The following is a 19670-nucleotide window of genomic DNA, read 5'->3' as shown; positions in this document are numbered from 1 at the left end:
GATCGCACGCCACGGTGCAAGCCCCCGGTCGCATGCACGGCGCCTGCCATCGGTCCGGTCGGGGACTGGGGCAGACGCCGTGTCTTGCGGAGGGCCCGGGAGACGCTCCCCGGGCCGACACCGCCCGTACGCCGTTGTACGGGAGTCTTTGTTTTGCTTAGGGGGACTTGGGGCGCGGTCGCTCAGGCCGTCAGCGCGCGGTCCGTCGGACGGATCGGGGCCGGCAGATCGCTGACCCCCGTCAGATGGCGGTCCACCCCGCGCGCCGCCGAGCGGCCCTCGGCGATGGCCCACACGATCAGGGACTGGCCGCGGCCGGCGTCACCGGCAACGTACACCCCGGGGACGTTGGTCGCGAAGTCCGCGTCACGGGCGATGTTGCCGCGCTCGTCCAGCTCCAGGCCGAACTGCTCGACCAGGCCGTTTTCCTGGTCCGTGCCGGTGAAGCCCATGGCGAGCGTGACCAGTTGGGCCGGGATCGTCCGCTCGGTGCCGGGCTTCTGCTCCAGCTTGCCGCCGGTGAACTCCACCTCGATCAGGTGCAGGCTCTGGACGTTGCCGTCCTCGTCGCCCTCGAAGTGGGTGGTGGAGACGGCGTACACCCGCTCGCCGCCCTCCTCGTGCGCGGAGGTGACCTTGTAGAGCATCGGGAAGGTCGGCCACGGCTGGTGCGCGGCGCGCTCCTCGCCGGGCTTCGGCATGATCTCCAGCTGGGTGACGGACGCGGCGCCCTGGCGGTGCGCCGTACCGACACAGTCCGCGCCGGTGTCGCCGCCGCCGATGACCACGACGTGCTTGCCCTCCGCGGTGATCGGGGAGACCGTGAGGTCGCCCTCCTGCACCTTGTTGGAGAGCGGCAGGTACTCCATCGCGAAGTGGATGCCGTTCAGCTCACGGCCGGGCACGGGCAGGTCGCGCGAGATGGTGGCGCCGGCGGCGATGACCACGGCGTCGTACCGCTTGCGCAGCTTCGCCGCGTCGATGTCCCGGCCGATCTCGACCTCGGTACGGAACTTGGTGCCCTCCGCGCGCATCTGCTCGATACGGCGGTTGATGTGCACCTTCTCCATCTTGAACTCGGGGATGCCGTACCGCAGCAGTCCGCCGATGCGGTCGGCCCGCTCGTACACCGCGACGGTGTGGCCCGCCCGGGTCAGCTGCTGGGCGGCGGCCAGTCCGGCCGGGCCCGAGCCGATGACGGCGACGGTCTTGCCGGAGAGCCGCTCCGGCGGCTGCGGGGTGACATCGCCGCTGTCCCACGCCTTGTCGATGATCGAGACTTCGACGTTCTTGATGGTGACGGCCGGCTGGTTGATGGCGAGCACGCACGCGGACTCACAGGGGGCGGGGCAGAGCCGCCCGGTGAACTCCGGGAAGTTGTTGGTGGCGTGCAGGCGCTCGCTCGCCGCCGTCCAGTCCTCGCGGTACGCGTAGTCGTTCCACTCGGGGATCAGATTCCCCAGCGGACAGCCGTTGTGGCAGAACGGGATGCCGCAGTCCATGCAGCGGCCGGCCTGCTTACTGATGATCGGGAGCAGCGAGCCCGGAACGTAGACCTCGTTCCAGTCCTTGACGCGCTCCTCGACGGGGCGGGTCCTGGCGACCTCGCGCCCGGTGGTGAGAAAGCCCTTCGGGTCAGCCATGGGTCGCCGCCTCCATCATCTTCTCGGTGGTCTCGGTCTCCGAGAGACCGGCCAGCTCGGCGGCGTCCTTGGCGGCGAGCACTGCCTTGTACGTGGTCGGGATGATCTTGCTGAAACGGTCCGCCGCGGTGTTCCACTCGGCGAGCAGCTTCTCCGCGACGGTGGAGCCCGTCTCCTCCTGGTGACGGAGCACCACATCGTGCAGCCACTGCTTGTCGGCGTCGCCGAGGGGCTCGACGGCCGCCAGGTTCCCGGCGTTGACGTTGTCCGGGTCGAGGTCGATGACGTACGCCGTGCCGCCGGACATACCGGCCGCGAAGTTACGTCCCGTCTCGCCGATGACGACGGCGTAGCCACCGGTCATGTACTCGCAGCCGTGGTCGCCGACACCCTCGGAGACGACCGTGGCGCCGGAGTTGCGGACACAGAAGCGCTCGCCGGAGCGGCCGCGCAGGAAGAGCTCGCCGCCGGTCGCGCCGTAGGCGATGGTGTTGCCCGCGATGGTGGAGAACTCGGCGAGATGCTCGGCGCCGCGGTCCGGGCGGACGACGACCCGGCCGCCGGAGAGGCCCTTGCCGACGTAGTCGTTGGCGTCGCCCTCCAGGCGCAGCGTCACACCGCGCGGCAGGAAGGCGCCGAAGGACTGGCCGGCCGAGCCGGTGAAGGTGATGTCGATGGTGTCGTCGGGCAGGCCCGCGCCACCGAACTTCTTGGTCACCTCGTGGCCGAGCATGGTGCCGACGGTCCTGTTGATGTTGCGGATGCCGATCTGGGCGCGCACCGGCTGGGCGGCCTCGGCGCTGTCGGCGCCCAGGGCGTCGGCGGCGAGCTTGATCAGCTGGTTGTCGAGGGCCTTCGCCAGACCGTGGTCCTGGCTGATGACGCGGTGGCGTACGGCGTTCTCGGGCAGCGCGGGCACGTGGAAGAGCGGCTTGAGGACGAGGCCCTGGGCCTTCCAGTGGTTCACGGCCCGCTCGGTGTCCAGCAGTTCGGCGTGGCCGACGGCCTCTTCGAGCGTACGGAAGCCCAGCTCGGCGAGGAGCTCACGGACCTCCTCGGCGATGAACTCGAAGAAGTTGACGATGTATTCGGCCTTGCCGGAGAAGCGCTCGCGCAGTACCGGGTTCTGGGTGGCGATGCCGACCGGGCAGGTGTCCAGGTGGCAGACGCGCATCATGACGCAGCCGGAGACGACGAGCGGGGCGGTCGCGAAACCGAACTCCTCGGCGCCCAGCAGCGCGGCGATGATCACGTCACGGCCGGTCTTCAGCTGACCGTCGGTCTGGACGACGATCCGGTCGCGCAGGCCGTTGAGCAGCAGGGTCTGCTGGGTCTCGGCGAGGCCCAGCTCCCAGGGGCCGCCCGCGTGCTTGAGCGAGGTGAGCGGCGAGGCGCCCGTACCGCCGTCGTGCCCGGAGATCAGCACCACATCGGCGTGCGCCTTGGAGACACCCGCGGCGACGGTGCCGACCCCGACCTCGGAGACCAGCTTCACGTGGATCCGCGCCTGCGGGTTGGCGTTCTTGAGGTCGTGGATCAGCTGGGCGAGATCCTCGATGGAGTAGATGTCGTGGTGCGGCGGCGGGGAGATCAGACCGACTCCGGGGGTGGAGTGCCGGGTCTTGGCGACCCACGGGTAGACCTTGTGCCCCGGCAGCTGGCCGCCCTCGCCGGGCTTGGCGCCCTGCGCCATCTTGATCTGGATGTCGTCCGCGTTGACCAGGTACTCGCTGGTGACGCCGAAGCGGCCGGAGGCGACCTGCTTGATGGCGGAGCGGCGGGCCGGGTCGTACAGCCGGTCCGCGTCCTCGCCGCCCTCGCCGGTGTTGGACTTGCCGCCCAGCTGGTTCATGGCGATGGCGAGGGTTTCGTGCGCCTCGCGGGAAATCGAGCCGTACGACATGGCGCCGGTGGAGAAGCGCTTGACGATCTCGGAGACCGGCTCGACCTCGTCGACCGGGACCGGCTGACGGCCCGAGGCGAAGTTGAACAGGCCGCGCAGCGTCATGAGCCGCTCGGACTGCTCGTTCACCCGGCCCGTGTACTGCTTGAAGATGTCGTAGCGGCGCGAGCGCGTGGCGTGCTGGAGCCGGAAGACCGTCTCCGGGTCGAAGAGGTGCGGCTCGCCCTCGCGGCGCCACTGGTACTCGCCGCCGATCTCCAGCTTGCGGTGGCTCGCGGAGATGCCGGAGGCGGGGTAGCCCTTGGCGTGCCGGGCGGCGACCTCGGTGGCGACGACCTCGAGACCGGCGCCGCCGATCTTGGTGGCGGTGCCGTTGAAGTACTTGTCGACGAAGGCCTGGTCCAGGCCGACGGCCTCGAAGACCTGCGCGCCTCGGTAGGAGGCGACGGTGGAGATGCCCATCTTGGACATCACCTTGAGGACGCCCTTGCCGAGGGCGTAGATCAGGTTGCGGATGGCCTGCTCGGGCTCCAGGCCCTCGATGAACGTCCCCGCGCGGACCAGGTCCTCGACGGATTCCATCGCGAGGTACGGGTTGACCGCGGCGGCGCCGTAGCCGATGAGCAGCGCGACATGGTGCACCTCGCGGACATCGCCGGCCTCGACCAGCAGGCCCACCTGGGTGCGCTGCTTGGTGCGGATGAGGTGGTGGTGCACGGCCGCGGTGAGCAGCAGCGACGGGATCGGGGCGTGCTCGGCGTCCGAGTGCCGGTCGGAGAGCACGATGATCCGGGCGCCGCTGTCGATCGCGGCGTCGGTCTCGGCGCAGATCTCCTCGATCCGGGCGGCGAGGGCGTCACCGCCGCCGCCGACCCGGTAGAGACCGGAGAGCGTGGCGGCCTTCATGCCCGGCATGTCGCCGTCGGCGTTTATGTGCACGAGCTTGGCCAGCTCGTCGTTGTCGATCACCGGGAAGGGCAGCGTGACGCTGCGGCAGGACGCGGCCGTCGGCTCCAGCAGATTGCCCTGGGGGCCGAGCGAGGAGCGCAGCGAGGTGACCAGTTCCTCGCGGATGGCGTCCAGCGGCGGGTTGGTGACCTGTGCGAAGAGCTGGGTGAAGTAGTCGAAGAGCAGCCGGGGCCGCGCGGAGAGCGCGGCGATCGGGGAGTCCGTGCCCATGGAGCCGATCGGCTCGGCGCCGGCCCGTGCCATCGGAGCGAGCAGGACGCGCAGCTCCTCCTCGGTGTAGCCGAAGGTCTGCTGGCGGCGGGTGACCGAGGCGTGGGTGTGCACGATGTGCTCGCGCTCGGGGAGGTCCTCCAGCTCGATCTCGCCGGCTTCCAGCCAGTCCTGGTACGGCTTCTCGACGGCGAGGGACGCCTTGATCTCGTCGTCCTCGATGATGCGGTGCTCCGCGGTGTCGACGAGGAACATCCGGCCGGGCTGGAGGCGGCCCTTGCGGACGACCTTGGCCGGGTCGATGTCGAGGACGCCGACCTCGGAGGAGAGGACGACCAGTCCTTCGTCGGTCACCCAGTAGCGGCCGGGGCGCAGACCGTTGCGGTCGAGGACCGCGCCGACCTGGGTGCCGTCGGTGAAGGTGACACAGGCCGGGCCGTCCCAGGGCTCCATCATCGTGGCGTGGAACTGGTAGAAGGCACGCCGGGCCGGGTCCATGGAGTCATGGTTCTCCCACGCCTCGGGGACCATCATCAGCACGGAGTGCGGCAGCGACCGGCCGCCGAGGTGGAGCAGCTCCAGGACCTCGTCGAAGCTGGCGGAGTCGGAGGCGTCGGGGGTGATGAGCGGGAAGATCCGCTCCAGCTTCTCGGCCCCGAAGAGGTCCGAGCCGAGCTGGGACTCGCGGGCGCGCATCCAGTTGCGGTTGCCCTTGACCGTGTTGATCTCGCCGTTGTGGGCGACGAAGCGGTACGGGTGGGCGAGCGGCCAGCTCGGGAAGGTGTTGGTGGAGAACCGCGAGTGGACCAGCGAGATGGCGGTCGCGAAGCGGCGGTCGGAGAGGTCGGGGAAGAACGGCTCCAGCTGGCCGGTGGTGAGCATCCCCTTGTATACGATCGTCCGCGCGGAGAGCGAGGGGAAGTAGACCCCGGCCTCGCGCTCGGCGCGCTTGCGCAGCAGGAACGCCTTGCGGTCCAGCGCGATGCCGGTGCTCGTGCCGTCCGCGACGAACAGCTGGCGGAAGGCCGGCATCGTCGAGCGGGCGGTGGCGCCGAGCAGCTCGGGGGCGACGGGCACCTCACGCCAGCCGAGGACCATGAGCTCCTCCTCGGCGGCGATCGTCTCGATCCGTGAGACGGCGTCCGTGGCGTCGTCCGCGGGCAGGAAGCCGATGCCGACGGCGTACGAGCCGGCCTCGGGCAGCTCGAAATCGACGGTCTCGCGGAGGAAGGTGTCCGGCACCTGGAGGAGGATTCCGGCGCCGTCGCCGGAGTCCGGCTCGGAGCCGGTGGCGCCACGGTGTTCGAGATTGCGCAGTACGGTCAGCGCCTGCTCCACCAGTGCGTGGCTGGCTACACCGGTGAGGGTGGCCACGAACCCGACGCCACAGGCGTCGTGCTCGTTACGGGGGTCGTACATCCCCTGAGGGGCGGGGCGACCGTCCATGGGCGACCAGGCGTCGGAACGCATCGGCTCTCCCGTCGTCGTCGTGGCATATGCAAGTACCGAGGGACGACGTTGGCCCTCCAGAAATTTCGTGCAGGTTACATGATGGGCGGCTTCTCAGGAAGCGGATAGCTCATTCCAGCATGTGGACACCGCTCGTAGCGGTAATGGGGGGCGCAGACGGACAGATCGTCGTCCGATCGGCAGGGGCGGAGCAGGCTTCATTGCCCGCGGCGCCTACGGGTCATGCCCGGTGATTACCGACTCGAAACCGCGCGGTAACGGCCGTATGGGTGGCGCCTGCGCCCAGTGTCGCATCCCGGCGCTCCGGATGCCCGGGATGATACGTCCTGGAGCAGGCGTTTCCTCCCGCGGGCTGGACACGCCTCTCGACGAGCCGCCCGACGACCCGCCCGACGACCGCCCGAAGCGTCAGAGCGCCGAGGTCAGAGCGCCGCGCCGAACAGGGCTCCGAGACCGTAGGTGAGCGCCGCGGCCGTCCCGCCGAGGACCAGCTGACGCAGCCCGCTGTACCACCAGCTGCGCGCGGTCACCCGCGCCACCAGCGCGCCACAGGCGAAGAGCCCGGTCAGCGCGAGCAGCAGAGCCGGCCACAGCGCGGTGGCACCCAGCAGATACGGCAGTACGGGCAGCAGCGCGCCCAGGGCGAAGGAGCCGAAGGACGACACCGCGGCGACCGTGGGGGACGGCAGGTCGTCCGGGTCGATCCCCAGCTCTTCGCGCGCGTGGATCTCCAGCGCCTGCTCGGGGTCCTTCGAGAGCTGTTCCGCGACCTCACGGGCCAGCTCGGGCTCCACGCCCCGCGACACGTAGAGCGCGGCCAGCTCTTCCATCTCGTCCGCGGGGTACTTGCGCAGCTCCCGGCGCTCCACGTCCAGCTCCGCCTGGACCAGCTCACGCTGGGAGGCCACCGAGGTGTACTCGCCCGCGGCCATCGAGAAGGCGCCGGCCGCGAGGCCCGCGAGCCCGGTGATCACGATCGTGTGCTGGGAGACCGCGCCACCCGCGACCCCGGTCATCAGCGCCAGATTGGAGACCAGTCCGTCCATCGCGCCGAACACCGCCGGACGCAGCCAGCCGCCGTTCACATCGCGGTGCGTGTGATTGTCGCGGTGCGCCTCGTGGAGCGTTGCCTCGGTCTCGATGATGGCCATGGTTCTCCCCTTCCGAGAAGGTGGTTCCGGCTCCGTCCGCGGACCGGTCCCCGCCCCTCCCAACTCCTCGAAAATACGCACGAAAAATCGCTCCCGCCAGCAAGGAAGGCCGTACTTACCTGGTCTGATCCGGGGCCGGCGGAGCGGTCACCCGGGTGACTGCGGCGTTTCTCGGACTCCCTGGGGGTTCCGCGTGGCACAGATGCAGGGACCACCGGCTCGCGCGAAAGGGCCACACGATGGAGTTGACGGCACGCGACCCCGCCTCCGCCGCGGGCGCGGTACTCCGCGACCGGGCGCGCGGCGCACTGCTCGGTCTGGCCGTGGGCGACGCGCTCGGCGCTCCCGCGGAGAACATGCGGCCCTCGGAGATCCGGCGCCGCTGGGGGCGTATCGAGGGCTTCGTGTCCGACAGTCCGGCGGGTACGGACGACACGGAGTACGCCATCTTCTCCGGACTGCTGCTCGCCCGGCACGGCTCGGCCCTGACCGTCGCCCATGTCGAGGCCGCCTGGCACCACTGGATCGCGGACCTCGACGAGGGCCCGTTCCGCGGCGCGGGCTTCAGCGAACGCGGCACGCTGGAGAACCTCAGACGCGGACTCGCCGCGCCCATCACGGCCCAGCACCGGCACGCCTGGAGCGACGGACTCGCGATGCGCGCGGCCCCCTTCGGCGTCTTCGCGGCGGGCCGCCCCCGGGAGGCCGCCCGGCTGGTCGCCGTCGACGGCCGCGTCAGCCATGAGGGCGAGGGCATCTACGGCGGCCGGGCGGTGGCCGCCGGAGTCGCGGCCGCGATGACCGGCGCCGGCCCGTCCTCGGTGATCGCCGCCGCGCTCTCCGTCGTACCGATGGACTCCTGGACGGCCCGCACCCTGCGCCGCGGTGTCGTCGCCGCGCACCGGGAGTACCCCGACACCCTCACGATGGAGCGCGCGGTCCGCTCCTCGGTGGTCATCGGCGGCTATCCCTGGACCGATCTGGCCCCCGAGGCGGTGGGACTGGCTTTCGGAGCCTTCGCGGCGGCCCGCGGGGACTTCCGTAGGTCGGTGCTCACGGCCGTCAACATGGGCCGCGACGCGGACACCACGGCGGCGGTCGCGGGCGCCCTGGCCGGAGCCATGTCCGGGGCCGACGCGATCCCGCCCGAATGGGCCTCGGTCATCGGCCCGGTGCGGGGCAGCTGCCTGCCGTCGATGCGCGGCTACCACGTCCTGGACATCGCGGACCTGCTCACCCCGGACGACGAACAGGCGGAGTCATGACGACGTACCAGGAAGACGAGACCAGGCGGGCGGCCTACGCGCCGGCCGGGAGCGGGGCGGCCGGCCCGCTGCTCGGCGGCGGTGGCGGCCCCGTCCGCCGGATCGAGGGGCTCCTCCTCGGGCTGGCCTCCGGGGACGCCGCCGGATGGCCGGCCGCCCGGCACCGGGCAGCGCGGATGCCCGAGTGGACCAGGCGGCTCACCCGGGAGCTGGACACCTTCGCCGAGCAGAACGCGACCACCACGCTCCCCGTGCCCATCGCGCTCAACCAGCCCCCCGAGCCGCTCAGGCTCGGCCCCTCCGACGACGCCGAATGGGCCGCCTTCACCGCCGAGTCCGTGCTCACCGCCGCCGGTGACCTCTTCCACGGTCTCGGCGCCGACCGCCGGATGCGGGCCGCCGTCGATCTCGCCTGGAACTCCCTCGCCGCCGAGATCGCCGCGGCCGCCGAGCGGGCACCCGAGGTCGAGTCCGCCGTGCTGCCCCTGCGGGCCCGGATCTCCGTACGCGCGGGCCTCGGCAACCTCGCCACCGGCCTGCGCCCGCCCGCCACCGGCCACGACAACCCTCATTACTTCGACGACGCCGCCTGCGTACGGGCCGTCGTCCTCGCCGTCGTCCACCCCGGCGACCCGTGGGCCGCGGCCGAACTCGCCGAGTTCGACGCGCGCTACACCCAGGACGGCGACGGTGTCCACGGCGCCCGCGCCATGGCCGCGGCCATCGCCACCGCGCTCGGCGGCGCGGACCCCGAGGCCGCCGTGGACGCCGCCCTCGCCCAGCTCCCCGAGACGACGGAGATCGGCCGCAACGCCCGCCACGCCCTCAAACTGGCCCGCGACTTCGCCGGGGAACCGGCGGGCGCCTTCGCTCTCGTGCCGCTGCTGGAGCATCAGATCGTCGACCATGTCTACAGCTACGGCATCGCCGCGGCGGAGACCGTCCCGGTCGCCCTCGCCCTGACCCTCGCGGCCGGCGGCGATGTCACCGCGGCGGTGCCCGCCGCCGCCTGTCTCTCCAGGGTCGCCGACTCCGCGCCCGCCCTGGCCGGCGCGCTGACCGGCGCGCTCGGCGGCGGCGACGCCGTACCGGTCGCCTGGCGGGACGCCTGCCGCGTGCTGGCGGGGTGTGCGCTCCCCCGGCTCGCCGGCACCGATCTGGTCGAACTCGCCGGGCTGCTGACAGCCACGGAACTGACCACCTCGGGTGGACAATTCCGACATGACGACGCTCAGCACTCCCCCCACGGCTCCTCCCCCACCGGCTCAGGCCGCCGCCCCGCCCACGACAGCGCTCCCACTCGATGACCGGATCACCGGCTGCCTGATCGGCGCGGCCGTCGGTGACGCGCTCGGCGGCCCGGTCGAGGGGTACTCCCCCGCCCAGATCGTGGAACGCCACGGCGGCCGCGTGACCGGCATCGTCGGGCCGTGGCACGAGGACTGGCGTACGGCCCGCCCCCTCGCCCCGTACCACAAGGGCGACGGCCACGTCACCGACGACACCCTGATGACGCAGGCGCTGATCCGGGTGTACGAGCGCGTCCGCGACCATCTCGACGCGTACGCGGTCGCCGACCATCTCGTACCCGACCTGATCTCCACCCCTCGCTGGATCCCGGAGCTGGAGGCCGAGGCGCTGCCCCTCCAGCGGATCTTCCTGGCCGAGAAGTGGATCGTCACCCGCCTCCACTACGGCCATGTCGACCCGCGCGAAGCGGGCACCGGGAACATCGTCAACTGCGGTGCGGCGATGTACATGGCACCGGTGGGGCTGGTCAACGCGGCCCATCCGGCGGCCGCGTACGCCGAGGCGATCGACCTCGCGGGCGCGCACCAGTCCTCGTACGGACGGGAGGCCGCCGGGGTGTTCGCCGCGGCGGTCGCGGCGGCCTGCCTCCCGGGCGCCACGCCCACGACGGTCGTCGAGACCTGTCTCGCCCTCGCCAAGGACGGCACGCGCGCCGCGATCGAGGCGGTGTGCGAGGTCGCCGCCCGGCACCGCGACACGGAGTCCGCGCTGCGCGGGCTGCGCGACGCGGTTGCCCCCTTCGACACGGTCGGCCCCGCCTACCGCTCGCCGTCCCTGGGCGCCCGCCGCCCCTCACGGCTGCACTCCATCGAGGAGCTCCCCATCGCGCTCGGCATGATGCTGATCGGCGCAGGCGACTACCGCCGTACGGTGCTCGGCTCGGTCAACTACGGCAGGGACTGCGACTCGATCGCCACCATGAGCGGCGCGCTCGCGGGGGCGCTGGGCGGTGAGCGGGCGGTCCCCGACGACTGGGCCACACGCGTGGCCGAGGCGAGCCGACTCGATCTGCACGCCCCCGCGCGGGCGCTGACAGAGGTGGCGTACGAGATCTTCCGCCGCGACACGGAACGGCGCCGCGCACACGAGAGCGCGTTCGCCCGGCTGACGGAGGCACGATGACCGACCTGCGGCTCACCTGGGTCCAGCCCGAGGACCTGATCGGCCATGAACTGCGCCAGGCGTCGGAGGACGGCCGCGACACGACACGGATCGCCCGCCGCTGGCACGCGGCGGGCGGCCACCCCGCGCCGGACCGCGCGGGCGTGACGCCGGACCGGGCGTCCGCGCGGCTGCGCGCGCTGGCCCGGCAGCTGCTCGACGAACTGCAGCAGCTGCCGTCGCCGTCGGCGGAGGCGGAGCCGACGGATCTGCCGGCGATCAGGGCGGCGTGCCCGTCGTGGCCGGACGGCCGGGGCGGGCACGAACCGCACCCGGACGGCCCCGGCACCGGCCCCGGACCTGGCACCGGCCCGGCCGCCGCACTCACGCCCGCCGCCGGACCGAGAGACGTACGCCCCGCCCTCACCGTCCTCCAGCTGCACGCGGCGTGGCTGGGCCGGGCCGTCGGCTGTCTGCTCGGCAAGCCCGTCGAGAAGCTGCCCCTGCACGGCATCCGGGCCCTCGCCCGCGCCACCGGCAACTGGCCGCTGCACACCTGGTTCACCGCCGAGGGGCTGTCCCCGGACCTCGCCGCCGCGTACCCCTGGAACCGGCGTTCCGCGCCGACCTCGCTCGCCGAGAACATCGACGGGATGCCCGAGGACGACGACCTCAACTACCCCCTGCTCAATCTGCTCCTCCTCCAGCGCCACGGCAGGGACTTCACCACCGCGCAGGTGGCGCGCGTCTGGCTGGACGAGCTGCCCGCGGGCCGTACGTTCACGGCCGAGCGCGTCGCGTACCGCAATCTGCTCGCCGGGATCGAGCCGCCGTACACCGCCCGGCACCACAATCCGTTCCGGGAGTGGATCGGGGCGGCCATTCGCGCCGATGTGCACGGCTGGACGCATCCCGGCGACCCCGCGGCGGCCGCGGAGCAGGCGCACCGGGACGCGACCCTCACCCATACGGCCAACGGGGTGTACGGCGCGATGTTCATCGCGGCCACCATCGCCGCCGCGGCCGACAGCGCGGACGTGCACGCCTGCCTGCGGGCCGGGCTGTCCGTCGTACCGCCGCATTCCCGGCTCGCCGAAGCCGTCCGCTTCGGTATCGAATCCGCCCGCGCCCACGCCGGCTTCGATACCGTCGCCGATCTGCTCCACTCCACCTTCGGCCACTACCACTGGGTCCATGCCATCCCGAACGCCGCCCTGCTCGCCGCCGCCCTGACCCATGCCGACGGCGACTTCGGCGACTCCATCTGCCGCGCCGTGTCGGGCGGCTGGGACACCGACTCGAACGGCGCGACGGCCGGTTCCATCGCCGGGCTGCTGGCCGGCCACCCGGCCAGGCTGCCCGAGCGGTGGACCGCGCCGCTCAAGAACCGGCTCGCCAGCTCCGTCGGCGGTTTCGACGACATCGGCTTCGACACTCTCGCGGAACTGACCAGGACAGCGACCACCCCCAGCGGCCACGCGACCCGCACGACCCACAGGGAGGCACTCCGCCCATGACCGCCATCGTGGTGCTCGGCAGCACCAATATGGATCTTGTCGCGTACACCGCGCGCGCCCCGAAACTCGGGGAGACCGTCACGGGCCGTGAGTTCCGTACGATCCCCGGCGGCAAGGGCGCCAACCAGGCCGTCGCCGCCGCGCGCGCGGGCGGCGACGTGGCGATGATCGGCGCGGTCGGCGCGGACGGGTTCGGGGAGGAGCTCCGGCACACGCTCACCGCCTCCGGCGTCGACATCGATCTCCTGCGCACGGCGGAAGGCCCCTCAGGCACCGCCCATATCGTCGTCGACGACGAAGGCCACAACGCGATCGTCGTCGTCCCCGGCGCGAACGGCACCGTCACCTGCCTCGGCCTCGGTGACGAGACCCTCATCGAGACCGCCGACGCCCTGCTCCTTCAGCTGGAACTGCCCCTGAGCGCCGTGCTGTCCGGTGCGGAGGCGGCCCGCCGCCACTCCGTGCGGACCGTGCTCACGCCGTCCCCCGCCCAGCCGCTGCCGCCCGAACTGCTCGGCGTCATCGATCTCCTGGTCCCCAACGAACACGAAGCGGCCACCCTCACCGGAATCGCCGACCCGCACGCGGCGGCCGAGGCGCTGCTGCGGCAGGTCCCGGAGGTCGTGATCACGCTCGGGGCGGCGGGCAGTCTGTACGCGGCCCGGGGCGCGCGGCCGGTGGCCGTGCCGGCGCCCCGGGTCGACGCGGTGGACACCACGGGCGCCGGTGACACATATGTGGGCGCCCTCGTCGTCGCGCTCTGCGAGGGCAGCCCGATGCCCCGGGCGATGGCCTGGGCCTCGGCGGCCGCCGCGCTCTGCGTCCAGCGCCACGGGGCGTCCACCTCCATGCCGTACCGCACCGAGATCGAGGCCCGATGACCGCGCCCGTCCACGCCCCCGCGCCCGCTTCCGACCCCGTTCTCGCCCCTGTTCTCGCCCCGGGGGATCCGCCCCTCTCCGGTCTGCGCGTCCTCGATCTCGCGACCCTCTTCGCGGGACCGCTGGCCGCCACGATGCTCGGCGATTTCGGCGCCGAGGTGATCAAGGTCGAGCACCCCACCCGCCCCGACCCGTCGCGCGGACACGGCCCCGCCAAGGACGGCGTAGGGCTGTGGTGGAAGCTGCTGGGCCGCAACAAACGCACCCTCACCCTCGATCTCTCCACCCCCGGCGGCCGCCGCCTTCTCCTGCGGCTCGCCACCGAAGCCGATGTGATCATCGAGAACTTCCGCCCCGGCACCCTGGAGAGATGGGGCCTGGGCTGGGACGAACTCTCCTCGGTCAACCCCCGGCTGGTCCTGGCGCGCGTGACGGGGTTCGGCCAGTTCGGCCCGTACTCCCACCGCCCCGGTTTCGGCACCCTCGCCGAGGCGATGAGCGGGTTCGCCGCCGTCACGGGTGAGCCGGACGGGCCGCCGACGCTGCCGCCCTTCGGTCTCGCCGACTCGATCGCGGCGCTGGCCACGGCGTACGCGGTGATGACCGCGCTCAACGGCCGGGCCGCGACGGGCCGTGGCCAGGTCGTGGACCTGGCGATCATCGAGCCGATCCTCACCGTGCTGGGGCCGCAGCCGCTCTGGTACGACCAGCTGGGCTATGTGCAGCCCCGCACCGGCAACCGCTCGCGCAACAACGCCCCGCGCAACACCTACCGCACCGCCGACGGCTCGTGGGTGGCGGTCTCCACCTCCGCCCAGTCGGTCGCCGAGCGCGTCATGCGTCTGGTCGGCCGCCCCGAGCTGATCGAGGAGCCCTGGTTCACCACCGGCAGCGGCCGCGCCGAGCACGCCGACGTACTGGACGGAGCGGTCGGCGGCTGGCTCGCCCGGCACTCCCGCGAGGAGGCCATGGCGGTGTTCGAGAAGGCCGAGGCGGCCATCGCGCCCGTCTACGACATCCGCGATGTCATGGACGATCCCCAGTACCGGGCGCTGGACACCATCACGGAGGTCCCCGACCCCGAGCTCGGCCCCCTCAGGATGCAGAACGTCCTCTTCCGGCTCTCCGAGACCCCGGGCGCCATCCGCTGGGCGGGCCGCCCGCACGGCGCGGACACCGACGCGATCCTGGAGGAGCTGGGTCTGTCCGCGCCCGAGATCGCCGCGCTCCGCTCGGACGGCGCCCTGTGACCATCCCTCTCACCTGGCTGTACGTCCCCGGGGACCGTCCGGAGGTGATGGCGAAGGCGCTCTCCTACGGCGCGGATGTGGTGATCGTGGATCTGGAGGACGCGGTGGCTCCCGAGCGCAAGGAGTACGCGCGTACCGCCACCGCCGAGTTCCTGGCCGCGGCCCACCCGGTCCCGGTCCATGTCAGGATCGCCGACTCGCAGGACCTCCCCTCGCTGGTCGGCCTCCCGGGACTGTCAGGACTGCGCCTGCCGAAAGTCACCCAGGCGTCCGACATCCACCGCGTCGCGTCGCGCGCCCCGGACCTCGCGCTGTACGCGCTGCTCGAATCGGCCCTCGCCGTGGAGCACGCGCATGTCATCGCGTCGGCGCACCCGTCGGTCCGGGGCATCGCGCTGGGCGAGGCGGACCTCCGCGCCGACCTGGGGGTACGGCACGACACCGGACTCGACTGGTCGCGCGGCCGGGTCGTGGTCGCGGCCCGCGCGGCGGGCCTGGCGCCACCGGCCCAGTCGGTGTTTCCCGATGTCCGGGACCTGGACGGGCTCGCGGCGTCCTGCGTCCGGGGCCGCGCGCTGGGCCTGCTGGGGCGGGCGGCGATCCACCCGCGTCAGCTGCCGGTCATCGAGCGGGCCTTTCTGCCCACGCCCCGGGAGATCGGAGAGGCCGAGGAGATCCTTGAGGCGGCGGCGCGGGACGCCGGCGCGCACGCGCTGTCGGACGGCCGTTTCGTGGACGCGGCGATCGTGGCGGCCGCCCGCCGCACCCTGTCCCTGGCGGATCGCTAGGGGGCGTCGCTGGAGACAGCGGATGCCCGGAGACGCACAAGGGCCGCCGGACCCAGAAGGTCCGGCGGCCCTGGGGGCACCCTCGGCGCCCGTCAGCTCTTCTCGGCCGCCTCGGCGACGTCGTCGGTCTTCTCCGGCTTCTCCACGGAGCCGTCCGCGTCGTCGGGCGCGTCCTTCGTGTCCTGCTCGCTCTTCGCGTCCTTCTCGGTCTTCGCGTCCTTCGGCGTCTCCACCGCCTCCGGCTCCACGATCTCCTCGCGCCCGGGCCGTACCCGCGACGAGACGATCATGTAGACGACGGCCAGCAGGAAGACGACCGCCGACGTCCAGACGTTCAGCCGGACGCCCAGGATGTGGTGCGCCTCGTCGACCCGCATGTACTCGATCCAGGCGCGGCCCACGCAGTACGCCGCGACATAGAGGGCGAAGACCCGCCCGTGTCCCAGCTTGAAGCGGCGGTCGGCCCAGACGACCAGCAGAGCGACGCCCAGGCACCACAGGGACTCGTACAGGAACGTCGGGTGGTAGAGGCCCGGATCCCGGTTCGTACCCGAGGTGATCTTCAGCGCCCAGGGCAGATCGGTCGGCTTGCCGTACAGCTCCTGGTTGAACCAGTTGCCCCAGCGGCCGATGGCCTGGGCGATGACGATGCCGGGCGCGATGGCGTCCGCGTACGCCGGGAGCGGGATGCCGCGGCGCCGGCAGCCGATCCAGGCACCGACCGCGCCGAACGCGATGGCGCCCCAGATACCGAGGCCGCCCTCCCAGATCTTGAAGGCGTCGACCCAGTCCTCACCGTCGCTGAAGTACAGCTGGTAGTCGGTGATCACATGGTAGAGCCGCCCGCCGACCAGGCCGAAGGGCACCGCCCAGACGGCGACGTCGGCCACGGTGCCGGCTTTGCCGCCCCGGGCGACCCAGCGCTTGCCGCCGTACCAGACGCCGACGAAGACACCGATGATGATGCAGAACGCGTAGCCGCGCAGCGGAAGTGGTCCGAGATGGAGCACTCCGGTCGACGGGCTGGGAATGTAGGCAAGTTCCATGGCAGCACCGACGCTACATGGCCGGGCGGGACGTACGGCGTCCCGCCCGGCAACTTCTGGATAACGAGCTCAGGCCTGAGGCGTCGCCCCGGGCGGGACCGAGGGCGTGGCGGTGCCCGGCTTCTTGCCCTTATTGGCCTCCGTGACCCACTTCTTCAGATTGTCGGGAGTGATGTTCTCGGTGCCCTTCTTCGGGAAGACCGACTCGCCGTTGAGCAGGATGGTCGGCGTCCCGCTGAAGGAGCCCTTCTGGAAGGCCTCGGCGGACTTCTTCACCCACTCGTCGTGGTGCCCGCCGTCCACGCACTCGCGGAAACCGGGCGCCGACTCCAGTCCGTCGACCTTGCCCGCCAGCTCCAGCAGATGGCTCTCCTTGGCAAAGGCGTCGTCCGCCTCCGGCGGCTGGTTCTGGTACAGCACGTCGTGGTACGCGGAGAAGTGGCCGGCGTCCTGGGCGCAGGCCGCGGCATTGGCGGCGCGCAGCGAGCCGCTGCCGCCCATGTTGCCGTCGATGATCGTGGCGAGGTGGTACTCGACCTTGAGCTGTCCCGCCTTCTCCAGCCGGTGGATCGTGTCACGGAAGCCGTTCTCGAACTGGGCACAGGCCGGGCAGCGGAAGTCCTCCCACACCGTGAGCGTCGACGGCGCGTCCGTCGCCCCCACCGGGATCGCCAGCTCGTCCTTGCCGTTCGCACCCGAGGGCGCGGCCACCGGTCCTGCCGCGACGCTGGTCTTGTCCTTGCCGGTGTTCGCGGCGATCAGTCCGATCACCGCGGCCAGGCCGAGCACTCCGACCACCGCCGCGGTCACGATCAGCGCGCGCCTGCGCTTCTCCCGCGTCCTGTGCGTTTCACGTTCCTGCTGGAGCCGCTCTCTCGCGCTCCGCTTTGCCTCACGGTTCTTCTCGCTCACGCCCTCAGCAACGAACCGGGGAGGCGCGTACGCACCTCCCCGGTCCCAGTTCCACCCGTACGGGTGAGATCACCCGTCAGCGCTTGCGAACGCCCTGCGCCAGCTCGCCCGCCAGCTCACGTACGGCCACCAGCCCGGCGGCCTCGTCGGGCGCGTCCAGCATCCGCTTCACGAAGGCCGAGCCGACGATCACGCCGTCCGCGAAGCCCGCGACCTCCGCCGCCTGCTCGGCGTTGGAGACGCCGAGCCCGACACAGACCGGCATCGCGGTGGTCGCACGGGTACGGCGCACCAGGTCCTGAGCCTGCGCGCCGACCGACACGCGCGTGCCCGTGACGCCCATCAGCGAGGCGGCGTACACAAAGCCGCTGCCCACCGCCGTGATCTTCGCCAGCCGCTCGTCCTTGCTGCTCGGCGCGACCACGAAGACCGTCGCGAGGCCGTGCTTCTCGGCGTGCTCGCGCCACACCGCGGACTCCTGCACGGGCAGGTCGGGCAGGATGCACCCGGCGCCGCCCGCCTCGGCCAGCTCGGTGGTGAACCGCTCGATGCCGTACCGGTCGATCGGGTTCCAGTACGTCATCACCAGCACCGGCTTGCCGGTCGCCTCGTATGCCTCACGGACCGTACGCATCACATCGGCGATCTTCACACCGCCCCGCAGCGCGATGTCGTCGGCGGTCTGGATGACCGGCCCGTCGAGCACCGGGTCGCTGTGCGGCAGCCCGACCTCGACCACATCGGCGCCGCCGTCGAAGGCGGCCTTCACCGCCTCGATCCCCCCGTCCACGGTCGGGAAACCGGCCGGCAGATAGGCGATCAGCGCGGCCCGGTTCTCGGACTTCGCGGCCGCGAGCGTGTCGCTCAGCAGCTGGATGTTCCCGCTCACTTCGTGCCCTCGCCGTCGTACAGCCCGAAGTAGCGGGCGGCCGTGTCCATGTCCTTGTCGCCGCGTCCGGAGAGATTGATGACGATCAGCCCGTCCTTCCCGAGCTCCTGCCCCAGCTCCAGCGCACCGGCCAGCGCGTGCGCGCTCTCGATCGCCGGGATGATGCCCTCCGTACGCGACAGCAGCAGCAGCGCCCGCATCGCGTCGTCGTCGGTGACCGCCCGGTACTCGCCCCGCCCGCTGTCCTTGAGATACGCGTGCTCGGGGCCGATGCCCGGGTAGTCGAGCCCGGCCGAGATCGAGTACGGCTCGGTGATCTGGCCTTCCTCGTCCTGTAGCACGTACGAACGCGAGCCGTGCAGGATCCCGGGCTCGCCCGCCGTCAGCGTGGCGGCGTGCTCACCGCTCTCGATGCCGTGCCCGGCGGGCTCGCAGCCCACCAGCCGTACGCCCGCGTCGGGGATGAACGCGTGGAAGAGCCCGATCGCGTTGGACCCGCCCCCCACACACGCCACGGCGGCGTCGGGCAGCCGCCCGGCCCGCTCCAGGATCTGCCGCCTGGCCTCGACGCCGATGACCCGGTGGAAGTCCCGCACCATCGCGGGGAAGGGGTGCGGCCCCGCGACGGTGCCGAACAGGTAGTGCGTACGGTCCACATTGGCGACCCAGTCACGGAACGCCTCGTTGATGGCGTCCTTCAGCGTCCGGCTGCCGGAGGTGACGGGGACGACCTGGGCGCCGAGCATCCGCATCCGGGCCACGTTCAGGGCCTGGCGCTCGGTGTCGATCTCGCCCATGTAGATGGTGCATTCGAGCCCGAACAGCGCGCAGGCGGTCGCGGTGGCGACGCCGTGCTGACCGGCGCCGGTCTCGGCGATGACCCGGGTCTTGCCCATCCGCTTCGTCAGCAATGCCTGGCCCAGCACATTGTTGATCTTGTGCGATCCGGTGTGGTTCAGGTCTTCCCGCTTGAGGAACACCCGGGCGCCCCCGGCGTGCTCGGCGAAGCGCGGGACATCGGTCAGCGCGCTGGGCCGGCCGGTGTAGTTGACCATGAGGTCGTTCAGCTCGGCGGCGAAGGCGGGATCGCCCTTCGCCTTCTCGTACTCGACGGCGACCTCGTCGACGGCGGCGACGAGCGCCTCGGGAATGAAGGTGCCGCCGAAGGCGCCGAAGTACCCCTCAGCGTTGGGAACACGACCCTCGGGATCGGGAATGAAAAACTCGCTGGACATGCCAGAACTCCTCAGAAGCAACGGGTTGGATCACCGTATGCGCCATGAGCGAGTCAGCCGCGCACGCGACCACGGAGGCATGGCACCGCACGTCGAACGCACGGCACCGGCACCCCACGCGGGCTCGGC

The 19670-nt window shown here is 71.8% G+C and carries 14 protein-coding genes; 7 read left to right on the top strand and 7 right to left on the bottom strand.

The window, feature by feature from the left end; translation table 11 throughout:
• Window positions 1-182: 182 nt before the first annotated feature.
• The 3 genes from ACFVWW_RS31120 to ACFVWW_RS31110 all read right to left on the bottom strand — a co-directional run bounded on the left by ACFVWW_RS31120 (window position 183) and on the right by ACFVWW_RS31110 (window position 7346).
• The gene (locus tag ACFVWW_RS31120) at window positions 183-1643 is read right to left on the bottom strand and encodes a glutamate synthase subunit beta (protein ID WP_386877815.1); all 1461 of its coding nucleotides are present in this window, start codon (window positions 1641-1643) and stop codon (window positions 183-185) included.
• Entirely contained in the window at window positions 1636-6195 is a 4560-nt protein-coding gene (gene gltB / locus ACFVWW_RS31115; protein ID WP_386877816.1) for a glutamate synthase large subunit, read from the bottom strand. Before gltB ends, ACFVWW_RS31120 begins: the two co-directional genes overlap by 8 nt.
• Window positions 6196-6617: 422 nt before the next feature.
• Window positions 6618-7346, bottom strand: coding sequence for a VIT1/CCC1 transporter family protein (locus tag ACFVWW_RS31110; RefSeq protein ID WP_384188033.1), 729 nt, complete (start codon window positions 7344-7346; stop codon window positions 6618-6620).
• Window positions 7347-7585: 239 nt separating this feature from the next.
• Here ACFVWW_RS31110 and ACFVWW_RS31105 point away from each other — a divergent pair, with 239 nt between their 5' ends.
• From ACFVWW_RS31105 to ACFVWW_RS31075, 7 genes are read left to right on the top strand one after another with little or no spacing between them, the layout of a single operon-like run.
• Window positions 7586-8611 carry an ADP-ribosylglycohydrolase family protein gene (locus ACFVWW_RS31105; RefSeq protein ID WP_386877817.1) on the top strand — a complete coding sequence of 342 codons (1026 nt, stop codon included), beginning with the start codon at window positions 7586-7588 and terminating at the stop codon, window positions 8609-8611.
• Window positions 8608-9918 (top strand): ADP-ribosylglycohydrolase family protein, encoded by a 1311-nt coding sequence (locus tag ACFVWW_RS31100; RefSeq protein ID WP_384331455.1) that lies wholly within the window; start codon window positions 8608-8610, stop codon window positions 9916-9918. Before ACFVWW_RS31105 ends, ACFVWW_RS31100 begins: the two co-directional genes overlap by 4 nt.
• Window positions 9833-11044 (top strand): ADP-ribosylglycohydrolase family protein, encoded by a 1212-nt coding sequence (locus ACFVWW_RS31095; RefSeq protein WP_384188042.1) that lies wholly within the window; start codon window positions 9833-9835, stop codon window positions 11042-11044. The genes ACFVWW_RS31100 and ACFVWW_RS31095 overlap by 86 nt, the downstream gene beginning before the upstream one ends.
• Window positions 11041-12540: an ADP-ribosylglycohydrolase family protein gene (locus ACFVWW_RS31090; protein ID WP_384331461.1), complete on the top strand. Its 1500-nt coding sequence runs from the start codon at window positions 11041-11043 to the stop codon at window positions 12538-12540. The genes ACFVWW_RS31095 and ACFVWW_RS31090 overlap by 4 nt, the downstream gene beginning before the upstream one ends.
• The gene (gene rbsK / locus ACFVWW_RS31085; RefSeq protein ID WP_386877818.1) at window positions 12537-13421 is read left to right on the top strand and encodes a ribokinase; all 885 of its coding nucleotides are present in this window, start codon (window positions 12537-12539) and stop codon (window positions 13419-13421) included. The genes ACFVWW_RS31090 and rbsK overlap by 4 nt, the downstream gene beginning before the upstream one ends.
• Window positions 13418-14671, top strand: a complete 1254-nt coding sequence (locus tag ACFVWW_RS31080) for a CaiB/BaiF CoA transferase family protein (protein ID WP_386877819.1) — start codon at window positions 13418-13420, stop codon at window positions 14669-14671. The genes rbsK and ACFVWW_RS31080 overlap by 4 nt, the downstream gene beginning before the upstream one ends.
• 47 nt (window positions 14672-14718) lie before the next feature.
• Entirely contained in the window at window positions 14719-15459 is a 741-nt protein-coding gene (locus tag ACFVWW_RS31075; protein ID WP_384188123.1) for an HpcH/HpaI aldolase/citrate lyase family protein, read from the top strand.
• A gap of 92 nt (window positions 15460-15551) precedes the next feature.
• Here ACFVWW_RS31075 and lgt read toward each other — a convergent pair whose 3' ends face one another.
• From lgt to trpB, 4 genes are all read right to left on the bottom strand, one after another.
• Window positions 15552-16505: a prolipoprotein diacylglyceryl transferase gene (gene lgt, locus ACFVWW_RS31070; RefSeq protein ID WP_384188053.1), complete on the bottom strand. Its 954-nt coding sequence runs from the start codon at window positions 16503-16505 to the stop codon at window positions 15552-15554.
• A gap of 69 nt (window positions 16506-16574) precedes the next feature.
• Window positions 16575-17417, bottom strand: a complete 843-nt coding sequence (locus ACFVWW_RS31065; protein WP_386877820.1) for a thioredoxin domain-containing protein — start codon at window positions 17415-17417, stop codon at window positions 16575-16577.
• A 76-nt stretch (window positions 17418-17493) separates the two neighbouring features.
• The gene (trpA, locus tag ACFVWW_RS31060; RefSeq protein ID WP_386877821.1) at window positions 17494-18306 is read right to left on the bottom strand and encodes a tryptophan synthase subunit alpha; all 813 of its coding nucleotides are present in this window, start codon (window positions 18304-18306) and stop codon (window positions 17494-17496) included.
• The gene (trpB, locus tag ACFVWW_RS31055) at window positions 18303-19541 is read right to left on the bottom strand and encodes a tryptophan synthase subunit beta (RefSeq protein WP_384188060.1); all 1239 of its coding nucleotides are present in this window, start codon (window positions 19539-19541) and stop codon (window positions 18303-18305) included. The genes trpA and trpB overlap by 4 nt, the downstream gene beginning before the upstream one ends.
• Between the last annotated feature and the right edge of the window lie 129 nt (window positions 19542-19670).

It is taken from the genome of Streptomyces sp. NPDC058198 (assembly GCF_042882605.1).
In the GTDB taxonomy this organism is placed as follows: domain Bacteria; phylum Actinomycetota; class Actinomycetes; order Streptomycetales; family Streptomycetaceae; genus Streptomyces.
The sequence above is the reverse complement of the archived record's forward strand: the minus strand, read 5'-3'. Positions and strand labels throughout refer to the sequence as shown.